Annotated in this window: 14 protein-coding genes and 1 pseudogene; 3 read left to right on the plus strand and 12 right to left on the minus strand. The window is 70.6% G+C overall.

The window, feature by feature from the left end:
* Positions 1 to 12 precede the first annotated feature (12 nt).
* The 3 genes from acs (BM286_RS11630) to acs (BM286_RS11640) all read right to left on the minus strand — a co-directional run bounded on the left by acs (BM286_RS11630) (position 13) and on the right by acs (BM286_RS11640) (position 6,046).
* Positions 13 to 2,007, minus strand: coding sequence for an acetate--CoA ligase (gene acs, locus BM286_RS11630; RefSeq protein WP_092922367.1), 1,995 nt, complete (start codon positions 2,005 to 2,007; stop codon positions 13 to 15).
* Positions 2,008 to 2,103: 96 nt separating this feature from the next.
* The gene (locus BM286_RS11635) at positions 2,104 to 3,882 is read right to left on the minus strand and encodes a bacterio-opsin activator domain-containing protein (protein WP_092922370.1); all 1,779 of its coding nucleotides are present in this window, start codon (positions 3,880 to 3,882) and stop codon (positions 2,104 to 2,106) included.
* 202 nt (positions 3,883 to 4,084) lie between these two features.
* Positions 4,085 to 6,046 (minus strand): acetate--CoA ligase, encoded by a 1,962-nt coding sequence (gene acs / locus BM286_RS11640; RefSeq protein WP_092922373.1) that lies wholly within the window; start codon positions 6,044 to 6,046, stop codon positions 4,085 to 4,087.
* 281 nt (positions 6,047 to 6,327) lie between these two features.
* On the opposite strand from acs (BM286_RS11640), the gene sfnG reads away from it, so the two are divergent.
* Both sfnG and BM286_RS11650 read left to right on the plus strand, forming a co-directional pair.
* Positions 6,328 to 7,476 carry a dimethylsulfone monooxygenase SfnG gene (gene sfnG / locus BM286_RS11645; RefSeq protein WP_092922376.1) on the plus strand — a complete coding sequence of 383 codons (1,149 nt, stop codon included), beginning with the start codon at positions 6,328 to 6,330 and terminating at the stop codon, positions 7,474 to 7,476.
* Complete coding sequence (locus tag BM286_RS11650) at positions 7,473 to 8,072, plus strand: NADPH-dependent FMN reductase (RefSeq protein ID WP_092922379.1); 600 nt, start codon at positions 7,473 to 7,475, stop codon at positions 8,070 to 8,072. The genes sfnG and BM286_RS11650 overlap by 4 nt, the downstream gene beginning before the upstream one ends.
* A gap of 61 nt (positions 8,073 to 8,133) precedes the next feature.
* Here the strand turns inward: BM286_RS11650 and hflX are convergent, their stop codons facing one another.
* The 3 genes and pseudogenes from hflX to BM286_RS11660 form a co-directional block, all read right to left on the minus strand.
* Entirely contained in the window at positions 8,134 to 9,483 is a 1,350-nt protein-coding gene (gene hflX / locus BM286_RS11655) for a GTPase HflX (protein ID WP_092922382.1), read from the minus strand.
* A pseudogene (locus tag BM286_RS15860) lies at positions 9,480 to 9,581 on the minus strand (DUF2209 family protein); the annotation flags it as partial. The pseudogene BM286_RS15860 and the gene hflX, both read right to left, overlap by 4 nt.
* Before the next feature lie 103 nt (positions 9,582 to 9,684).
* Positions 9,685 to 10,728: a threonine aldolase family protein gene (locus tag BM286_RS11660; protein WP_092922385.1), complete on the minus strand. Its 1,044-nt coding sequence runs from the start codon at positions 10,726 to 10,728 to the stop codon at positions 9,685 to 9,687.
* A gap of 166 nt (positions 10,729 to 10,894) precedes the next feature.
* Here BM286_RS11660 and BM286_RS11665 point away from each other — a divergent pair, with 166 nt between their 5' ends.
* The gene (locus BM286_RS11665) at positions 10,895 to 12,421 is read left to right on the plus strand and encodes a carboxypeptidase M32 (RefSeq protein ID WP_092922388.1); all 1,527 of its coding nucleotides are present in this window, start codon (positions 10,895 to 10,897) and stop codon (positions 12,419 to 12,421) included.
* 26 nt (positions 12,422 to 12,447) lie between these two features.
* On the opposite strand, the gene BM286_RS11670 is transcribed toward BM286_RS11665, so the two are convergent.
* From BM286_RS11670 to trpC, 6 genes are all read right to left on the minus strand, one after another.
* Entirely contained in the window at positions 12,448 to 13,065 is a 618-nt protein-coding gene (locus BM286_RS11670) for a hypothetical protein (RefSeq protein ID WP_092922391.1), read from the minus strand.
* Between the two features lie 109 nt (positions 13,066 to 13,174).
* Entirely contained in the window at positions 13,175 to 14,347 is a 1,173-nt protein-coding gene (locus tag BM286_RS11675; protein ID WP_092922394.1) for a 3-dehydroquinate synthase II, read from the minus strand.
* 92 nt (positions 14,348 to 14,439) lie between these two features.
* Positions 14,440 to 15,231: a 2-amino-3,7-dideoxy-D-threo-hept-6-ulosonate synthase gene (locus BM286_RS11680; protein ID WP_092922397.1), complete on the minus strand. Its 792-nt coding sequence runs from the start codon at positions 15,229 to 15,231 to the stop codon at positions 14,440 to 14,442.
* Between the two features lie 101 nt (positions 15,232 to 15,332).
* Positions 15,333 to 16,229 carry a tryptophan synthase subunit alpha gene (trpA, locus tag BM286_RS11685; RefSeq protein WP_092922400.1) on the minus strand — a complete coding sequence of 299 codons (897 nt, stop codon included), beginning with the start codon at positions 16,227 to 16,229 and terminating at the stop codon, positions 15,333 to 15,335.
* The gene (gene trpB / locus BM286_RS11690; protein ID WP_092922403.1) at positions 16,230 to 17,534 is read right to left on the minus strand and encodes a tryptophan synthase subunit beta; all 1,305 of its coding nucleotides are present in this window, start codon (positions 17,532 to 17,534) and stop codon (positions 16,230 to 16,232) included. It abuts the gene before it with no gap.
* On the minus strand, positions 17,531 to 18,382 hold the full coding sequence (gene trpC / locus BM286_RS11695) for an indole-3-glycerol phosphate synthase (protein WP_092922406.1): 852 nt from the start codon (positions 18,380 to 18,382) through the stop codon (positions 17,531 to 17,533). The genes trpB and trpC overlap by 4 nt, the downstream gene beginning before the upstream one ends.
* Positions 18,383 to 18,511: the final 129 nt, after the last annotated feature.

Here is an 18,511-nt window from a genome sequence, read left to right on the forward strand (position 1 = left end):
GGCCGCCGAGCGCTACTCGGCGTCGGCCTTCTGTTGGATCTCCTCGACGATCTCGGGGTTCCGGAGCGTGCTCGTGTTCCCGAGCTCCTCGCCGTCCGCGATGTTCTCGAGCAGGCGACGCATGATCTTCCCGGACCGGGTCTTCGGCAGGTCCGGCGTGAACACGACCTGCTCGGGGCGGGCGATCGGCCCGATGGCGTCCTCGACGCCCCCGACGATCGCCTCGCGGAGTTCGTCGGTGCCCTCGTAGCCGTCCTCGGTGGTGACGTAGGCGTACACCGCCTCGCCTTTGATCTCGTGGTTCCCGCCGACGACGGCGGCCTCCGCGACGCCTTCCACGCCGACGATCGCCGACTCGATCTCCATCGTCCCCAGCCGGTGGCCGGAGACGTTGAGCACGTCGTCGACGCGTCCGAGAACGGTGATGTACCCGTCGTCGTCGATCTTCGCGCCGTCCTCCGGGAAGTACACCCAGTCGTCGGGATCGTCGCTGTCGGTGTCGGAGTACTCCGCCCAGTACTCCTCGATGTAGCGCTCGTCGTTGTTGTACAGCGTCCGGAGCATGCCGGGCCACGGCTTCTGTACCGTGAGGTATCCGGCCTTTCCGGGCTCTACCTCGTCGCCGAGCGTGTCGAGGATCTGGACGTCCAGCCCCGGCAGCGGCGGCCCCGCGGCGCCGGGCTTCATGTCCTTGACGCCGGGGAGCGTCGTCACCATCATCCCGCCGGTCTCGGTCTGCCACCACGTGTCCACGATCGGGCACTCCTCGTTCCCGATGTGCTGGTAGTACCACTTCCACGCCCGCGGGTTGATCGGCTCGCCGACCGTGCCGAGCAGCCGCAGCGAGGAGAGGTCGTGGCGGTCGGGGAACTCCGAACCCCACTTCATGAACGCGCGGATCGCGGTCGGCGCGGTGTACAGCTGGGTCGCGTCGTGTTCCTCGACGATCTCCCAGAGCCGGTCGCGCTCCGGGTGGTCCGGCGTCCCCTCGTACATCATCGTCGTCGTGCCGAGCGAGAGCGGCCCGTAGACGATGTACGAGTGGCCGGTGATCCAGCCGATGTCGGCCGAACAGAAGTAGGTGTCATCGGGCTTGATGTCGAGGACCGACTGCGAGGTCCACGACACCCACGACATGTAGCCGCCGGTCGTGTGTTTCACGCCCTTCGGCTTGCCGGTCGTCCCCGAGGTGTACATCAGGAACAGCATGTCCTCGGCGTCGCGGGTGACCGGCTCGACCTCGGCGCCCTCGTGGGCCGCGACGAGGTCGTCGTAATCGATCTGGTCGTCGCCGAGGTCGTGGCCGAAGTCGTCGCCGTTCGGACCGAGCCGGTCGACGACGACCGTTGTCGTCTCGTGGTCGACGCCCGCGAGCCCCTCGTTCGCCTTGTCGAGGTGGTCGAGCGGGTCGCCGCGACGGTAGTAGCCGTCGCAGGTGACGAGGTACTCCGACTCCGCGGCGTTCATCCGCGTCGCGAGCGCGTCGGCCGAGAACCCGGCGAACACGACGCTGTGGGGCGCGCCGATGCGCGCGCACGCCAACATCGCGATCGGCAGTTCCGGGATCATCGGCATGTACATCGTGACCACGTCGTCCTCCTCGACGCCCTGCTCCCGAAGGGCGGCCGCGAACTCGTTCACCTCGCGGTGGAGTTCCTCGTAGGTGTACGTGCGGTCGTCCTCGTCGACGGGTTCACCGACCCACTCGATGGCGGCCTCGTCGCCGCGCTCGTCGAGGTGTCGGTCGAGGCAGTTCGCCGACGCGTTCAGTTCACCGCCCGTGAACCACTCGTAGAAGGGCGGGTTGCCGTCGTCGAGCACCTGGTCGTAGTCGGTTTCCCACTCCAGCAGGTCGGCGGCCGCCTCCCAACACTCGGGCCAGTTCTCGTCGAACTCCTCGTAGATTTCCGGGTCGGAGACGTTCGCCTGCTCGACGAACGACTCCGACGGCTCGAATACTTCCTGTTCCGCTAATCTCGCTTCCAGTTGGCCGTCTCCCTCTGTCATGGTACGGTCGTACTCAACCAATATCGCCATATAAACGCTGACGCTAAATACGAAAAATCGTGACAGACTGGTGCCGATCTGTCCGGGTCGCCGGGCTCACCCGTTGCGGACCGCGCGCTCGTCGCCGTCCCGGACCGATCGCTCCGTACCGTCCTCGAAGACGCCGTCGAGCAGGGCGCGCTGGGCCTTCCGGAGGTGGTTGTGGAACGTCGGCGACGAGACGTCCATGGCGTCTGCGACCTCCTCGGCGGTGCTGCCGCGCGGCCAGTCGAAGTAGCCGCCGTGGTACGCCGCGGACAGCGCGGCCCACTGGCGGTCGGTGAACCTGTCGGCGATCCCGTCTCGCAGCGACGACTCCGTGCGCGGCGAGCGCGCGACCGACTCCTTGCTGGCGAGTCGAACGTCCGCGAAGCGGTCGCGGAGACCGTCCGCGACGGGCCTCACGTTCGTGCCCTCGGGGAAATCTGCGGCGACGCGGACGCGGCCGTCGGCGGCGGACGCCTCGCGGACCGTCGCGCCGCGGTCGACGAGCGCCCGGACCAGCGATCCGGCGGCGAGGCGCACCGACGCCGAGCAGCCGTCCTCGCGGGTCTCGATCACTCGGAAGTCGGAGACGCCCGGCGCCGCCTCGACGGCGGCCGCGAAGTCCTGCGGGCGCGCCCCGTCGACGGAGAGGTACGCCCGGGAGACCTCGTCGTCGACGTCGACGGTCGACGCCAACTGGATCCGGCAGTCGAGTCGCTCGCTCGCCCGCGCGAGGAACGCGGCGTCGTCCCTCGTGTGGAATTCGACCTCGGTGACCGCGTCCGAGTGGAGCAGCTCCCGCCATCGGTCCGCGGTGATCGCCCGACCGAGACACCGTCCGAGGACGGCGAGCGCCCGGCGCTCGGTCCCGCCGACGGGATCGTCGTCGGCCGCGACGACGCAGAGCGCCCCGTGAACGACGCCCTCGTAGGCCGCCGGGACCGCGACCGCGGGCCGGCCCCTCGTTCCCTGGTGACCGTCGGTCGCGGTCGGCGTGCGGTCCGCTATCGCGTCCGACCACGGTCCCTCGGCGGTCGCGCCCCGGTCCGCGAGCGTCTCTCGGTCGACGCCCGCGGTCGCGGCCACGTCGGCCGGCTCGCCCCCGACCGCCCGACGGACGACCCAGGCCTCGGCCCAGCGATCGCTCTCGAGGACGCCCGCGGGGACGGCCGCGACGGGATCTCCCGATTCGGGGTCCGCGAGCGCCTCGAACCCCGCCAAGGCGGTCGTTCCGGTCCGCTCCGCCGCGGCGGCGTCCTCCTCGCCGGCTATCGCGGCCGCGAGCGCCTCGCCGTCGAGCGGATCGAGGTACGGGTCGAGCGTGCCGAGCGACTCCCAACCGCCGGCGTCGCGGACCGCCCGCGGGTCGACGTCGCGCTCGACGAGTAACCGCCGAGCGAACGTCTTCCGAAGGGCGCTCGGGGTGACCCGCTCGTCGGGCGCGGCGTCGGTGCGGTCGGCGGCCCGCGCGGCGGTCTCGCTCACGATCATCTGGACGCGACGCGGCGAGACGCCGACGTACGGGTCGTCGTCGTCGAGTCCCTCGCTCGTCGCGTACCGATCGAGGTCGGCGGCCAGCGAGGCCGAAACGACGGTCTCGCGGTCGATCGGGTCGTCTCCGGGTCCCGTCGACTCCGCGGCGTCTCCCTCGTCGCCGCCGATCGCGGGCACCGCGAGGATTCGGACGCCCGCGACCGACTCCGCCTCGCGGAGGTGCCGGGGGGCGACGCGGGGTATCTCTCCGGTGCGGAGCCCCGCCTCGCCGGCCAGCCTGACGACGAGCGCCGCGCGATACGTCTCCGCGGCGGTGACGAGCGCGCCGTAGGCGTCCGCGTCGAGGGCGTCGACCATTCGTTTCGGATAGCAATAAGCAGACGAAACTAAACTGTTCCGGAAGTTCGCTCCTCGCCGCGGTCGTTCGGACACGCGCGGCGAGACGCCGTCGTCGGGCGTATCATCCGGGTACTCGTTTCGTTATCTCATCAGATCCCGAAACGGTCGCGGTCCGGCGTCGAGACGCTCCGACGGGAGGAGACCGAATCCCGCGAGACCGTCAGTCGTCCCCCCTTCGGACGGTCGACTCGATTTCGCCCACGACCTCCGGGTTACGGAGCGCGCTCACGTCTCCGAACTCCTCGCCGCGGGCGATGTCCTCCAGCAGTCGTCGCATGATCTTCCCCGAGCGCGTCTTCGGGAGTTCCGGGGTGAACACGATCCGATCCGGGCGAGCCACGTCTCCCACCGCGCTCGCGAGTCGGTCCGCGATGGCGTCGCGGAGCCCCTCGTCCGGCTCCACGTCGCCTTTCGTCGTCACGTACGCCACGATCTGGCCGTCGTCGTCACCGACGACCGCGGCCTCGGTCACTCCCTCGGCGTCGACGATGGCCGCCTCCAGCTCGCCGGTGTTGAAACGCTGTGCCCGGACGTTGATCACGTCGTCGACGCGGCCGAGGATCGCGACGTAGCCGTCCTCGTCGACGGCCGCGCCGTCGCCGGTCCGGTAGCGCCAGCCGTCCTCGCCGTTCAGCCAGTACTCCCGCAGGTAGCGCTCGTCGCCCTCGCGCAGCCCGCGGAGCATCCCGGGCCACGGGGACGCCAGCGTGAGGTACCCCGACTCGCCGGGGTCGACCGGCTCCCCGTCCTCGTCGACGACGCGGGCGTCGATACCCGGGAGCGGCGGGCCGACCTTCCCCGGTTTCATCGGGGTGATCCCGGGGAGCGTGGCGAGCGCGATGGCCCCGGTCTCGGTCTGCCACCACGTGTCGACGACGGGGGCGTCGCCCCCGCCGACGTGCTCGCGGTACCAGCGCCACGCCTTCGGCGTGATCGACTCGCCGACGGTCCCCAACAGCCGGATCGACGAGAGGTCGTGCGACTCGGGGTACTCCGCGCCCCACTTCATGAACGACCGGATCGCGGTCGGGGAGGTGTAAAAGACGGTGACCGCGTTGCGCTCGATCAGGTCCCAGACGCGGTCGCGGTCGGGGTAGTCGGGCGACCCCTCGTACAGCACGGTCGTCGTGCCGGTCGCGAGCGGGCCGTACACCCCGTAGGAGTGACCGGTGATCCAGCCGATGTCGGCGGCGCACCAGTAGGTGTCGTCGGGCCGCACGTCGAGGACGTTCCGCGTCGTCCACGCGACGTGCGCGAGGTAGCCGCCCGTGGCGTGTTCGACGCCCTTCGGTCGCCCGGTCGTCCCCGAGGTGTACATCACGAACAGCAGGTCGGTCGCGTCGCGCGCGACCGGTTCGACCGTCTCGCCGTCGTGCGCGTCGACGAGCGCGCCGTACTCGTGTTCGTCGTCGCCCAGCGAGACGGCGAGCTCGTCGCCGAGCCGGTCGACGACGACCGCGGCCGACAGCTCCCCCTCGGCGCGGATCCGAGCGTTGTCCGCCTTCGACTTCTGGTTGAACGCGTCCTCCCGGCGGTAGTAGCCGTCGCAGGTGATCAGGTACTCGGAGTCGGCCGCGTCGATCCGGGTCGCGAGCGCCTCCGCGGACAGGCCCGCGAAGACGACGTTGTGCGGCGCGCCGATGCGCGCGCACGCCAGCATCGCGATCGGCAGCTCCGGGATCATCGGCAGGTACAGCGTGACCACGTCGTCCTCCTCGACGCCGAGGTCGCGGAGCCCGGCCGCGACCGCGTTCACCTCCCGGTGGAGGTCGAGGTACGTGTACGACCGGCGCTCGCCGCGCTTCCCGAACCACCGGATCGCGAGCTGGTTCCGGCGGTCGTCGAGGTGGCGGTCGACGCAGTTCGCCGCCGCGTTGAGCCGCCCGTCGGGGAACCACTCGTAGAAGGGGGGCTCGGAGTCGTCGAGGACGGTCTCGTACTCCCGGTCCCACGTCAGCAGGTCGGCGGCCGCGCCCCACGCCTCCGGCCCCTCCCGGTCGAACCGCTCGTACACCGCGGGGTCGCTCGCGGCGGCCCGACCGCGAAATTCCGCCGGCGGCTCGACGGCGTCGCCGTCAGCACCCCCGAACGCTCGCCACCCGTCGACTCCGACGTCGTCCATGATACCAGTTCGCAATCCAAGGGATGTATACTTTGTCCGGATCCCCGCCGGCTGAGGGTGACCCGCCCCCCACCAGTAGGGGGCGATTGAGCCCCTGCCCCATGGAAGTGATCGGCTCCCTGCCGAGTGGAACGGTCGGGGCGCCGATGCGGACCGGCCGGCGGCGGCGTCCCGTTCGTCCCGCGGATCCGAGAGAGCGTCAACCATTGCCGTCTCCGGGGAGCAACGCCATGACTCGCCACTACGGGGCCTCTTACCCGTGAACCGACCGGACGAGGGGTATGGACACGGAGTTCGCCTACTGGGTACCGAACGTCAGCGGCGGGCTGGTCGTCTCCGACTGGGAGATGGACACCGACTGGACGTACGAGTACAACCTCGACCTGGCGCGGACGGCGGAGGACGTCGGCTTCGACTACGCGCTCGCGCAGGCCCGGTTCTTCGGGAGCTACGGCGCCGACCGCCAGTTGGAGGCGCTGTCGACCGCGAACGCGCTGGCGGCGCAGACCGAGACCCTCCACGTCATCGGCGCCGTCCACCCCGGGCTGTGGGAGCCCGGCCCGCTGGCGAACTTCATCGCCACCGCCGACCGCATCAGCGACGGCCGCTTCTCGATCAACGTCGTCTCCGGGTGGTTCAAAGGCGAGTTCACCGGGTTCGGCCGGTCGTGGCTCGCCCACGACGAGCGGTACGCCCGCTCCGAGGAGTTCATCGAGGCGATGAAGGCGCTGTGGACGGAGGAGCGCGCCACCTACGACGGCCGGTTCTACACGATCGGCCGCGACATCGACGGCTTCGAGGGCGCGCCGCTGGAGCCGAAACCGGTCCAGGAGCCGTACCCGCAGGTGTTCCAGGGCGGCAACTCGCAGGCGGCCCGGAAGATGGCCGCGCGCAACGCCGACGTGCTGTTCATCAACGGCGGGAGCCTTCAGGAGATCCGCGCCGTGATCGAGGACGTCGAGGAGTACGCCGCGGAGTTTGACACGGAGCCGCCGCGGTTCGCGGCGAACGCCTTCGTCATCCAGCGCGACACCGAGGCCGCGGCGAAGGAGACGCTGCAGGGAATCATCGAGAACGCGACCGACGAGGCGGTCGAGGCGTTCCAGGAACAGGTGAAACAGGCCGGGCAGTCGTCCACCGAAGGCGAGGGGATGTGGGCCGACTCCGACGTAGAGGACCTGGTCCAGTACAACGACGGGTTCAAGACCGGACTCATCGGGACCGACGATCAGATCGTCGAGCGGATCCGGAAGCTCGACGCGATCGGGATCGACGTCGTGCTCGCCGGGTTCCTCCACTACGACGAGGAACTGGAGCGGTTCGGCGAGACGATCATCCCGCGGGTCGAGGAGGCCGACCCGCTCGATCTCGACGAGATCGAAGGGGGCGACGAGGTCGAAGAGATCGCCGGCGCGCAGGTGGCGCGGTGACCGACGCGACCGGCGTCCTCGGGATCGCGGGCAGCGTCTCGACCGAGTCGAAGACCCGCAGCGCGGTCGAGACCGCGCTCGAGGCGGCCGATTCGGCCGGCGACGGGGTCGAGACGGAGGTGCTCCACCTCGCGGAGTACGACCTCGTCACCGCGGACGGACGCGGGCTCGACGAGTACGAAGGCGACACCGCGGCCGCGCTCGAACGGATCGTCGCGGCCGACGCCTACGTCGTCGGTACGCCGGTCTACCGCGGCTCCTACTCCGGGGCGCTGAAGAACCTGCTCGACATGGTCCCGCGCGGCATGTGGCAGGCCGACGTCGCGCCGTTCGAGGACGCCGCGGTCGGGCTCGTCGCCACCGGCGCGACGGATCACCACTACCTCGCGGTCGATCAGGAGCTCCGACCCGTCTTCGCCTTCTTCGGCGCCCACGTCGTCGACGGCGTGTACGCGAGCGACGACGACTTCGAGTCCCGCGAGGTGGCGGACGACGCCGTCCGAGAGCGGCTGGAAACCCTCGGGGCCGCGACCGTCGACCTCTCGCGGGCGATAGAGGAGAGCGACGCGCTCGGGTCGCTCGGTCCGCAGTTCTGAGCCGGAGCCGTCCCACCGGCCCGCAGCGAACCGGACCCGGTCGCGTCGTCGAGGCGACCCCTCACGCCGACTCGGCGGGCGCGATTTCGGCCGCCTTCGCGCGGGCCCGAGAGACGATGGAGGGCTTCGCCTCGAAGTCCACCGTCACCTGGTCGCCCGCGTACGTCTCCTCCGCGACGTACCCGTGGTCGTGGACCCACGAGACGAGGCTCATCGCGTCGTCCGAGACGGGGAGGACGAGTCGCTCGCGCTCCCAGTCGGGGAGCTCGCCCTCGACGCGGTCACGGAGTTCGGCCACCCCGGCCCCGGTCTTCGCCGAGACCGCGATCGGATCGGGCGCGACGCCCGAGAGGGCGGCGCGCTTGTCCGCGAGTTCGCCGGGTTCCAGCCGGTCGATTTTGTTGAACACCGTGACGACGGGCGCCTCGTTGCGCTCGTAGAGGGTGTCGTGGCTCGTGACGAGCTTCTCGCGCATCTCCGCGACCGGCTCGCTGGCGTCGACGACGAGCAGCACGAGGTCGGCCCGGTAGACGGAGTCGAGCGTCGACTCGAACGACTCTACGAGCCAGTGCGGGAGGTCCGAGATGAACCCCACCGTGTCGGTGAGGAGGACGTCGCGCTTCTCCATCTCCGCCCGGCGCGTCGTGGTGCCGAGCGTCGTGAACAGCATGTCCTGCGACTCGGCGGTGGTGTCGAGGTCGCGGTGGCGGTCGGCGTTCTCGTCGACCGCCAGCTCGTCCGCGAGCCGGCGCATCAGCGTCGACTTCCCGGCGTTGGTGTAGCCGGCGAGGGCGACCAGGTCGAAGCCGGACTCGCGGCGCTGCTCGCGGCGCGCCTCCTCCTTCTCCGCGATCGACTCCAGCTCGTCGCGGATCTCGGATATCTGGCGTTTGATGTCGCGCTCGACGCTCTCGTCGTACTCGCCCAGCCCCATGAATCCGGGGCGCTCGTCGCGCTTCGCGAGGCTCGCCTTCGCCTCCGCTCGGGGGAGCTCGTACCGCAGCTCCGCGAGCTCGACCTGGAGCTGCGCCTTCCGCGTGTTCGCGCGCTGCCCGAAGATCTCGAGGATGAGCGTGAAGCGGTCGACCACCTCGACGCCCTCCGGGAGCTTCCCGCCGACGTTGAACGTCTGGTACGGGCCCACGTCGTTGTCGACGATCACCGCCTCGGCGCCGGTCCGGCGGACCAGGTCGCGGAGCTCCGCGACCTTCCCCTCGCCGAACATGAAGGCGGCGTCCTCAGTGCGGGTCTGCGTGAGTTCGTCGACCACCTCGTAGCCGGCGGCGGCCGCGAGCTGCCGGATCTCGGATAGGTCGGCCTCGCCGGAATCGACGCGCTTGGCGACGACCGCTCGGCGCATTCCGGTGATCGGTTCCCCGTCGCTACCCGGCTCCCCGGCACCGCCGCTCATGGAAGGGGATCGCGGGCGGCGTTCGCGGCGTGATGTGCTGCCTGCACTGTTTCGGCCCCGTCTACGCCCTCGACGTATTTAAAATCGGGCTGGAGGGCGCGTTCGCCGCGGGTCGAGGCCCGCGGGGTCGGCGACCCGCGGCTTCAGTCGCGGGCTCGCCGGTGAGCGCCGCCCGTCTCCGCCACCGACCGAACCGTCGAGTCAGTCTCGCAGGCCCTCCACGACGGCCGCGATCCGGTCGATCGCGGCGTCGACGTCGGCCTCGTCGACGTCGAGGTGCGTGGTGAACCGCGTCGTGTAGTCGTCGAATTCGACACAGCCGACGCCGGCCTCCTTACACGCCGCGTAGAGCGACTCGGCCGGGATGCCGGCGTCCTCGGTGTGGGCCACGACGATGTTGGTGTCGGGCGCGGGCGCGTCGACGCCGTCGAGCGCGTCGAGACCGGCCGCGAGCCGCTCGGCGTTGGCGTGGTCCTCGGCGAGGCGGTCGACGTTCTCCAGCGCGCGGAGCCCGGGCGCCGCGATGATGCCCGCCTGGCGCATCCCGCCGCCGAACAGCTTGCGGACGCGGCGCGCATCCTGGATAAACGACTCGTCTCCGGCGAGGATCGAGCCCACGGGCGCGCCGAGCCCCTTCGAGAGGCAGAAGGTGACGCTGTCGACGGGGGCGACGATCTCGCTCGCGTCGACGCCGAGCGCGACCGCGGCGTTGAACACGCGCGCGCCGTCGAGGTGAATCGGCACGTCGGCGTCGCGTGCGGCCTCGGCCGCGGCCGCGATCCGATCGACGGGGATCGCCTTGCCGCCGCGGTAGTTGTGCGTATTCTCCAGGCTGAGGAGCCCGGTACCGGGGCGGTGGAGGTCCTCGTCGACGAGCCCCTCGCGGACGGCGTCGGGCGTCGGGACGCAGCGCTCGCCGGCGTCTATCGTCCGCGTCTGGACGCCGGAGAGCTTGGCCGCGCCCGCCAGCTCCCACCGGTAGATGTGCGACTCGCGCTCTAAGAGGAGCTCCTGACCCGGTTCCGTGTGGGCGTGGACCGCGATCTGGTTCGCCATCGTTCCCGAGGGGACGTACAGCGCGGCCTCGGTGCCGACCGCCTCGGCGGCGCGCCGCTCCAGCTCGTTGACGGTCGGGTCGTCGCGGTACACGTCGTCGCCGACCTCGGCGGTCGCGGCCGCCTCGCGCATCTCCGCCGAGGGCGCCGTGACGGTGTCGGACCGCAGGTCGATGAAGTCGTCGGACATCCGTTACGGGTCGTTCCGCGGCGGCGGACATATATCTCGCGCTCGACGAACGGCCGCGGCGACGGGGAGAGTTCGGCGGTTCCGCGTCCGGTCCCGGCGGTTCCGCGCGAGTCGGCCCGGTTCCGCGTCCGGTCCCTTCTTAACGGCCGGGATCGATCCGTCGCGTATGGCAACGGAAGCCGCGCCAGACGACGCAGCCGACGCACCGGACGCCTACGACGCCCTCCTCGACCGGGTCCAGCGGTGGAACGCGGTCGGCAGCGCCTCCGGCGTCCTCGGCTGGGACCAGCAGGTGATGATGCCCGAGGGCGGCACGCCCGCCCGGTCGAAGCAGCTCTCGGCGCTCTCCTCCGTCCACCACGACATGGTCACCGCCGACGAGACGGGCGAGCTGCTCGACGAGCTCGACGACGCCGACCTCACCGACGAGCAGGCGGCGGTCGTCCGCGAGGTCCGCCGCGAGTACGAGCGCGCCGATGCCGTCCCGGTCGAGCTCGTCGAGGAGATCTCCGAGACGGGTTCCGAGGCGCTCCAGGCGTGGGAGGAGGCGAAGGCCGAAGACGAGTTCGAGACGTTCGCGCCCTACCTGGAGAAGCACGTCGAGCTGAAGCGCGAGTACGCCGAGCACATCGACCCCGACCGCGACCCCTACGAGGTCCTCTTCGAGGAGTTCGAGCCGTGCCTGTCGATGGAGCGCGCCGAGTCGATCCTCACCGAGCTCCGGGAGGCGCTCGTCCCGATGATAGAGGCGATCCGCGAGTCGGACGTCGACCTCGCGGTCGACACCTTCGAGGGGACGTTCCCCGAGGAGACGCAGGAAGCGCTCTCCCGTGACGCGCTGGAGCTCGTCGGCTACGACTTCGACCGCGGCCGCCTCGACGTCTCCTCGCACCCGTTCACCTCCGGCAACCAGTTCGACTGCCGCGTGACGACCCGGTTCGACGAGGAGGACCCGCTCGGCGCCGTCGGCTCGACGATCCACGAGTTCGGTCACGCGCAGTACAACCTCGGGCTCCCGCAGGAGCACTTCGGCACCCCGCTCGGGGAGTCCCGCGACCTCTCGGTCCACGAGTCGCAGTCGCGCCTCTGGGAGAACCACGTCGGCCGCAGCGAGGCGTTCTGGGAGCGGTTCCTCCCCGTGTTCCAAGAGCACTTCCCGCAGACGGAGGATGCGACGGTCCGTGACGCCTACGAGGCGTTCAACCAGGTGTACGAGGACAACTTCATCCGCGTCGAGGCCGACGAGCTCACCTACCACCTCCACATCGTCATCCGGTTCGAGATCGAGCGCGACCTGATCCGCGGCGACCTCGACGTCGAGGACGTGCCCGAGGTGTGGAACGACAAGTACGAGGAGTACCTCGGTATCCGCCCCGACACCGACAGCGAGGGGTGCCTCCAGGACATCCACTGGAGCCACGGCAACTTCGGCTACTTCCCCACCTACTCGCTCGGCTCCGTGATGGCCGCCCAGCTGTTCGACGCCGCCGAGGCCGACATCGACGACCTCGACGGGAAGATCGCCGAGGGCGAGTTCGACGACCTCCAAGACTGGCTCGGCGAGAACGTCCATCGACACGGCTCCCGCTACGAGACGAACGAGCTCGTGAAGCGGGCGACCGGCGAGGACTTCTCGGCGGACGCCTTCCTCGACTACGTCGACGAGAAGTACGGCGAACTCTACGGGATCTGAGTCGCTCCGTTCCCGCGACGTTTCATTTATATTCCCAGTCGGAACCCCGTCATCAACACGATGAGCGCGAGCATCACGGCGCCCTCGAACAGGCCGACGACGAGGTTCTGCTTCTCGATCGATTCGAGCCGCGAGGAATCCGGATCCGGCGACAGCGTCTCGTAGTACGCGCTGAGCTGGAGCCGGTGGGGAACCGCCAGCCCGAACGCGAACAGCCCCCAGCCGACGCCGAGCGCGAGCCCCGACCACGTCCCGCCGAAGCCGTAGCCGAGCCCGAGGTCGGGCGTGAGGAGGACCGTCCCGGACAGCACCGTCGTCAGCGAGAAGCCGACGAGGAAGAAGACGGCCTTCGGAATCAGCGTCCTGTTCACCGCGGCCGACGCCTCCTCGTCGAGGCCGCCGAGCGTCGGACCGATGAGGGCCGGGAAGATGACCGCGAAGCCGAACCAGACCGCGCCGGCGGCGACGTGCGTGTAGAAGAGCAGTTCGGTGCTCGCGAGCGCGAGGCTCGCGGCGAAGAACGCCAGCGGCACGAGGAAGCTCCCGGCCGCGAACGCCGGGTTCGCGGCGTCTGCGAGGTGACGAACCCGGTCGACGAATCCCGACTCAGCGACGTGACGGCTACCTTCGTCAGCGACTGCCATGGACACCGGATCCGGAGTCTCCGTGAAATGCGTTCGGGTCGACACGATCCGGGCCGGTTCTCCGCGCCCCGAGCGCGATCGGAGTCGCGGCCGCGCGACCGCGACCGCCTCACTTCTCGATGATGCTCTCCTCGACGGCCTCGCCGAAGTGACGCGCGACGTCCTCGTAGAACACGAGCGCCTCGTCGCCGGGCTCGACGTCGGTGACGGCCTTGCGCCCCTCGCTCGTGGCGATCTTCACGGTCTCGGCGTTCTGGATGAGCGTCTCGATCCGGTCGGTGCCGTCGTCGGTCTCGATCTCCGCCTGGATCCGGAACATCGGGCGCTTCTCGATCTTCACCCGCCCCACCACCGCCTCGCGGGTGTGGCCGTCGGTGTCGACGACCTGGACCTCGTCGCCGCTCGACAGCTCCGCGAGGTAGTTGGTGCCGCCCTCGGGGTTGCGGACGTACGCGTGGACCGCGCCCGCGTTCACGCGGAACGGGCGCGACTCGACGTACGGCGACTCCGCGGTCTCGGCGTGGACGAAGAAGAGCCCGCGCGACATCGAACCGACGAGCATCCCCTCGCTGTCGTCCATCAGCGATCCCGTGTCGATGCAGACGCGGTCCGCCATCCCGGTCTGTTCGATCTCCGTCACCTCGGCGCGGCGGAGGTCCAGCGTCTCGCGGTCGGCCGCGTCGCGGGCCTCGACCGCGCCGCGGATCTCGTCGGGCGAGTCGGAATCGAGGAGGACGCCGTCGGCGCCGATCTCCAGCGTCTCGAACGCGGTCCGGGCCTCGGCGGCGGTCGTCGCGCCCGCGACGAGGTGCGTCTCCTCGCCGACGCGGGCGATGAGGTTCTCGAGCGGGATGATCGACCAGTCCTCGCCGACGACCACGGTGAAGTCGGCGTCTTCGGCCGCCGCCTCGGCGAAGCGCTCGTACTCGGTGCCGAGGACGCGGACGTACGCCCCCTGTGCGCGGTCGTCGCGACGGCGCAGCGTTGTCAGGTCCGCCGACCCGGAGAAGTCCTCGGGCATCGATATCGTCCCGTCGCCCTCCCCGCCCTTCCCGACGAAGTACGCGTCGGCCTCGACGTCGGTCTCGGCGTCGTCGATCACGTCGGCGTCGGAGCGGAACGCCGCCACGTTCACGTCGCCCAGCTCCCGGACGCGACCCACGTCGTCCTCGTCGACGAGCACCCAGTCCGCGCCGGCCTCGATCGCGGTCGTGACCCGTCGCTTGCGCGCCTTCCAGTCGCCGACGTCGCCGTCGGCCTTGACCCAGACCGTGCGTGTCATTACCGGAACCTCACGGCGCGACGGCTTGAAAACTGCGAAAGGAACAGCGGACCGGGCCGAACCGCGGCCCCGCGGTCAAGCCCCGCCCGACCTCACGCCTCGACGAACCCGCCCGCCCGGAGCGCCTCCTCGACGCCGGCGTCGTCGTGGACGACGGCGGAGACCGCCCGAGCGATCCCCTCGGGGTCGTCGTGCTGGAAGATCGACCGCCCCATCGACACGCCGGCGGCGTCGCCGTCCATCGCGCCGCGGACCATCTCCACCGTCTCGCGGTCGGTCCCCTTGGAGCCGCCGGCGATGACCACCGGCAGGCGGGTCGACTCCGTGACGCGTTCGAAGGAGTCGCCGTCGCCGGAGTAGCCCGTCTTCACCACGTCCGCCCCGAGCTCCTCGGCGAGCCGGACGGCGTGCCCGAGGGCCTCGGGATCGGACTCGTCGACGCCCGGGCCGCGCGCGTACGCCATCGCGAGGACGGGGAGCCCGAGGCGCTCGGCGTCGGCGGTCAGCTCCGCGAGCTCCTCGATCTGGTTCGGCTCGTACTCCGAGCCGACGTTGATGTGGAAGGAGACGGCGTCGGCGCCGGCGCGGACCGCGTCCTCGGCGGTGCCGGTGACGCGCTTGTCGCTCTCGTCGGGCCCGATCGTCGTCGACCCGTTGAGGTGGACGATGTAGCCCGCGTCGTTCTTGTTCTCGTGGACGCGGGGCGCGATCCCACGCTGGGTGAGCACCGCGTCCGCCCCGCCGCCGGTGACGCCGTCGATCGTCGACTCGATGTCGACGAGTCCCTCGACGGCGCCCATCGTGATCCCGTGGTCCATCGGGACGATGAGGTATCGGTCGTTCGTGGAGATGCGGTCGAGTCGTGCCGAGAGTCCTGCTGTCATGGTGTGGTGGGTCGTTGTGTGAGAGTGTGGCAATCGGAGGTAAGTCGGTTTCGTTCGGGGACGTATTGTGTCGTTTCGGTCCGCGGGCGTCCCGGTCCGACTCAGGCGGACTCGACGGCCTCGGTCCGCGAGCGGTAGCCGCGCTCGGCGCCCGCCTTCAGCTCTCGCGAGAGCGCCTCCAGACGGTCGGCCACCTCTTCGGTCGACAGGTCCTCCGCGACGCCCTCGGCGACCACGTCGACGAGCGCCGAACCGACGATGATCCCGTCGGCGCCGCCCGCGACGATGCGCTCGGCGTGCTCGCCGGTCGAGATGCCGAACCCGACCGCCTTCGGCACGTCGTACTCGCGGAGCCGGTCGAGGCTCTCCGTGGTCTGGTCGGAGACGTCGTCGCGGGCGCCGGTGGTCCCGAGCCGTGCCTGGACGTACACGTACCCCGACACGCGCTCCATCAGCCGGTCGAGGCGGTCCGCGCGGGTCGTCGGCGCGACGATGAAGACGAGGTCGAGCCCGAACTCGTCGCACGCCTCGCGCAGCGGGTCCGCCTCCTCGGCCGGGAGGTCGGGGACGACGAGCCCCTGAATCCCCGCGGCCGCCGCCCGCTCGACGAACGGCCGGGGACCGGTGCTCGCGGCTTCGCCGCTCGCGTTCGAGGCGCTTCGCGCCTCGCCGTCACCGTACTGGTAAATCAGGTTGTAGTAGGTCATACAGACGAGCGCGGCGTCGACCTCCACCTCCTCCGCGAACGCGAAGAACCGCTCCGGCGTCATCCCCGCGTCGAGCGAGCGGACGAGCGCCTCCTGGATCGTCGACCCCTCCGCGATCGGCTCGGAGAACGGGAGGCCGAGCTCGATCACGTCGGCGCCGCCGCGGTCGAGCGCCTCGACGTACGCCTTCGACGACTCGTAGTCCGGGTCGCCCACGACGAGGTACGGGACGTAGGCGGGGCCGTCCGCGAACGCGGCGGCGACGGCGTCGGAGTTGCCCGTCTCCCCCATTCAGATCCCCCCCGTGAACATCGACATGTCCGGCGCGTTCGGCACGTCGCGCCGGTCTGTCTCCTCGATGGCGGCGTCGAGGTCCTTGTCGCCGCGCCCGGAGACGTTGACGACGACGCGGTCGCCGAGGTCCTCGTGGTGCTCTTCGAGGTAGCCGAACGCGTGGGCCGTCTCAAGTGCGGGGATGATCCCCTCGGTGTTCGAGAGCCGGTGGAACCCCTCCAGCGCGGCGTCGTCGTCGACCGCGACCGGTTCGACGCGCCCCTCGTCGACGAGGTACGCGAGCTCGGGGCCGACCCCGGCGTAGTCGAGCCCGGAGGAGACGGAGTGGCTCTCCATGATCTGCCCGTCGGAGTCCTGGAGGAGCTTCGTCCGCGCGCCGTGGAGGACGCCCTCCTCGCCGGCGTACAGCGACGCGGAGTTGGGCGCGACGCCCGCCTCCTCGTCGACTTCGAGCGTGGAGCCGCCCGCCTCGACGGCGCGGAGCGCGACGGACTCGTCGTCGACGAACTCGGCGAAGGTCCCCATCGTGTTCGAGCCGCCGCCCGCGCAGGCGACCACGTCGGTCGGAAGCCCGCCCGTCTTCTCGATCGCCTGCTCGCGGGCCTCCTCGGAGATGACCGCCTGGAAGTCGCGGACCATCACCGGGAACGGGTGCGGCCCGACGATGGACCCGATCACGTAGTGGGTGTCCTCGACGGTCGCCGCCCAGTCCCGCATCGTCTCGGAGATGGCCTCCTTGAGCGTGCCGCGCCCCGTCGTCACCGGCTTCACCTCCGAGCCGTTGAGCTTCATCCGGAACACGTTGGGGCGCTGGCGGTTGATGTCGCGCTCGCCCATGTAGATCGTACAGGGCATGTCGAGGTGCGCGGCCGCCATCGCGGTCGCGGTGCCGTGCTGCCCGGCGCCGGTCTCCGCGATGATGCGCTCCTTGCCCATGTACTTCGCGAGCAGCACCTGCCCGAGCGCGTTGTTCAGCTTGTGTGCGCCGCCGTGGAGGAGGTCCTCCCGCTTGAGGTACACCTCCGTGTCGTAGCGCTCCGAGAGCCGGCCGGCGCGCTGGAGCGGCGTCGGCCGCCCGCCGAAGTCGGCGAGGCGCTCGCGGAACTCGTCCATGAACCCGTCCTCGTTGTTCAGGACGTAGCGCTCGTAGGCGTCGGTCAGCTCCTCGATGGCGGGCATCAGCGCCTCCGGAACGTACTGGCCGCCGTAGCGGCCGAACTTCCCGTCGTCGCGGCCGCGCTCGCGGCCGGGGCGCCGCGCCCGCTCCGTTTCCTCCGTCGTCCGCGTGTCGGTCTCGCTCATGTGGGGGTCTCCGTGGTGTCTCGGGTGTCGCTCACGTCCTCCTCGTCCGCGACCGCGCCGCCCTCCGCGGCGCCGTCACCGTCCGCCTCCGCCCGCACCAACTCGCGCGTGTTCGCCTCCACGTCGCCGTCCATTATCGCGCTGCCGACGAGCAGCGCGTCGGCGCCCGCCGCCCGCATCCGGCGGACGTCCGCGGGCGATCCGATGCCGCTCTCGGCGATCAGCGCCACGTCGTCCGGGACGCCGGGCGCCACGGACTCGAAGGTTTCGAGGTCGACGACGAGCTCCGCGAGGTCGCGGTTGTTCACGCCGACCGTCGTCGCGCCCGCGTCGAGCGCGCGTTCCAGTTCCCCGCGGTCGTGGACCTCGACGAGGACCTGAAAGCCGCGGTCGCGGGCGGCCGCGAGCAGGTCCGGGAGGTCGTCGCCGACGAAGCGAGCGATCAGGAGGACGACGTCGCTCTCGACGGCGTCCAACTGTCCCTCGTCGACGACGAAGTCCTTCCGGAGGACCGGCACGTCGACGGCGTCGCGCACGCGTTCGAGCGTGTCGACGCTCCCGCCGAAGTGCTCCGGCTCGGTGAGCACGCTCAGCGCCGCCGCCCCGCCGGCGACCATCCCCTCCGCGAGCGCGACCGGGTCGTCGTCGCGAGCGCCATCGGTCGTCGGGCTCGTCGGCTTCACCTCGGCGATCACCGGGACGCGCCCGTCGGTCTCGGCCCGCTCGAACGCGGCCGAGAGGTCGCGGGAAGCGACCGAGACGCTCTCTCCCGAGCCCGCGTCGGCGCGCTCCCGAGCGGCGGACAGGATCGATCTGACCGCCGGCGCCAGCTCGTCTGGATCGTCCATTACTATACACTAATGTACGTATCTGTTCATAAGGCTTGCGGGCCTCGCCGATCGACTCGGAATCGACGCGGGGCCGGGTCGGGGACCCGCGCCTGCGATCCAAACTCGGTCTCGCGGCCGGTAATTTAA

The organism is Halorubrum sodomense (genome assembly GCF_900111935.1).
Classification (GTDB): Archaea; Halobacteriota; Halobacteria; order Halobacteriales; family Haloferacaceae; genus Halorubrum; species Halorubrum sodomense.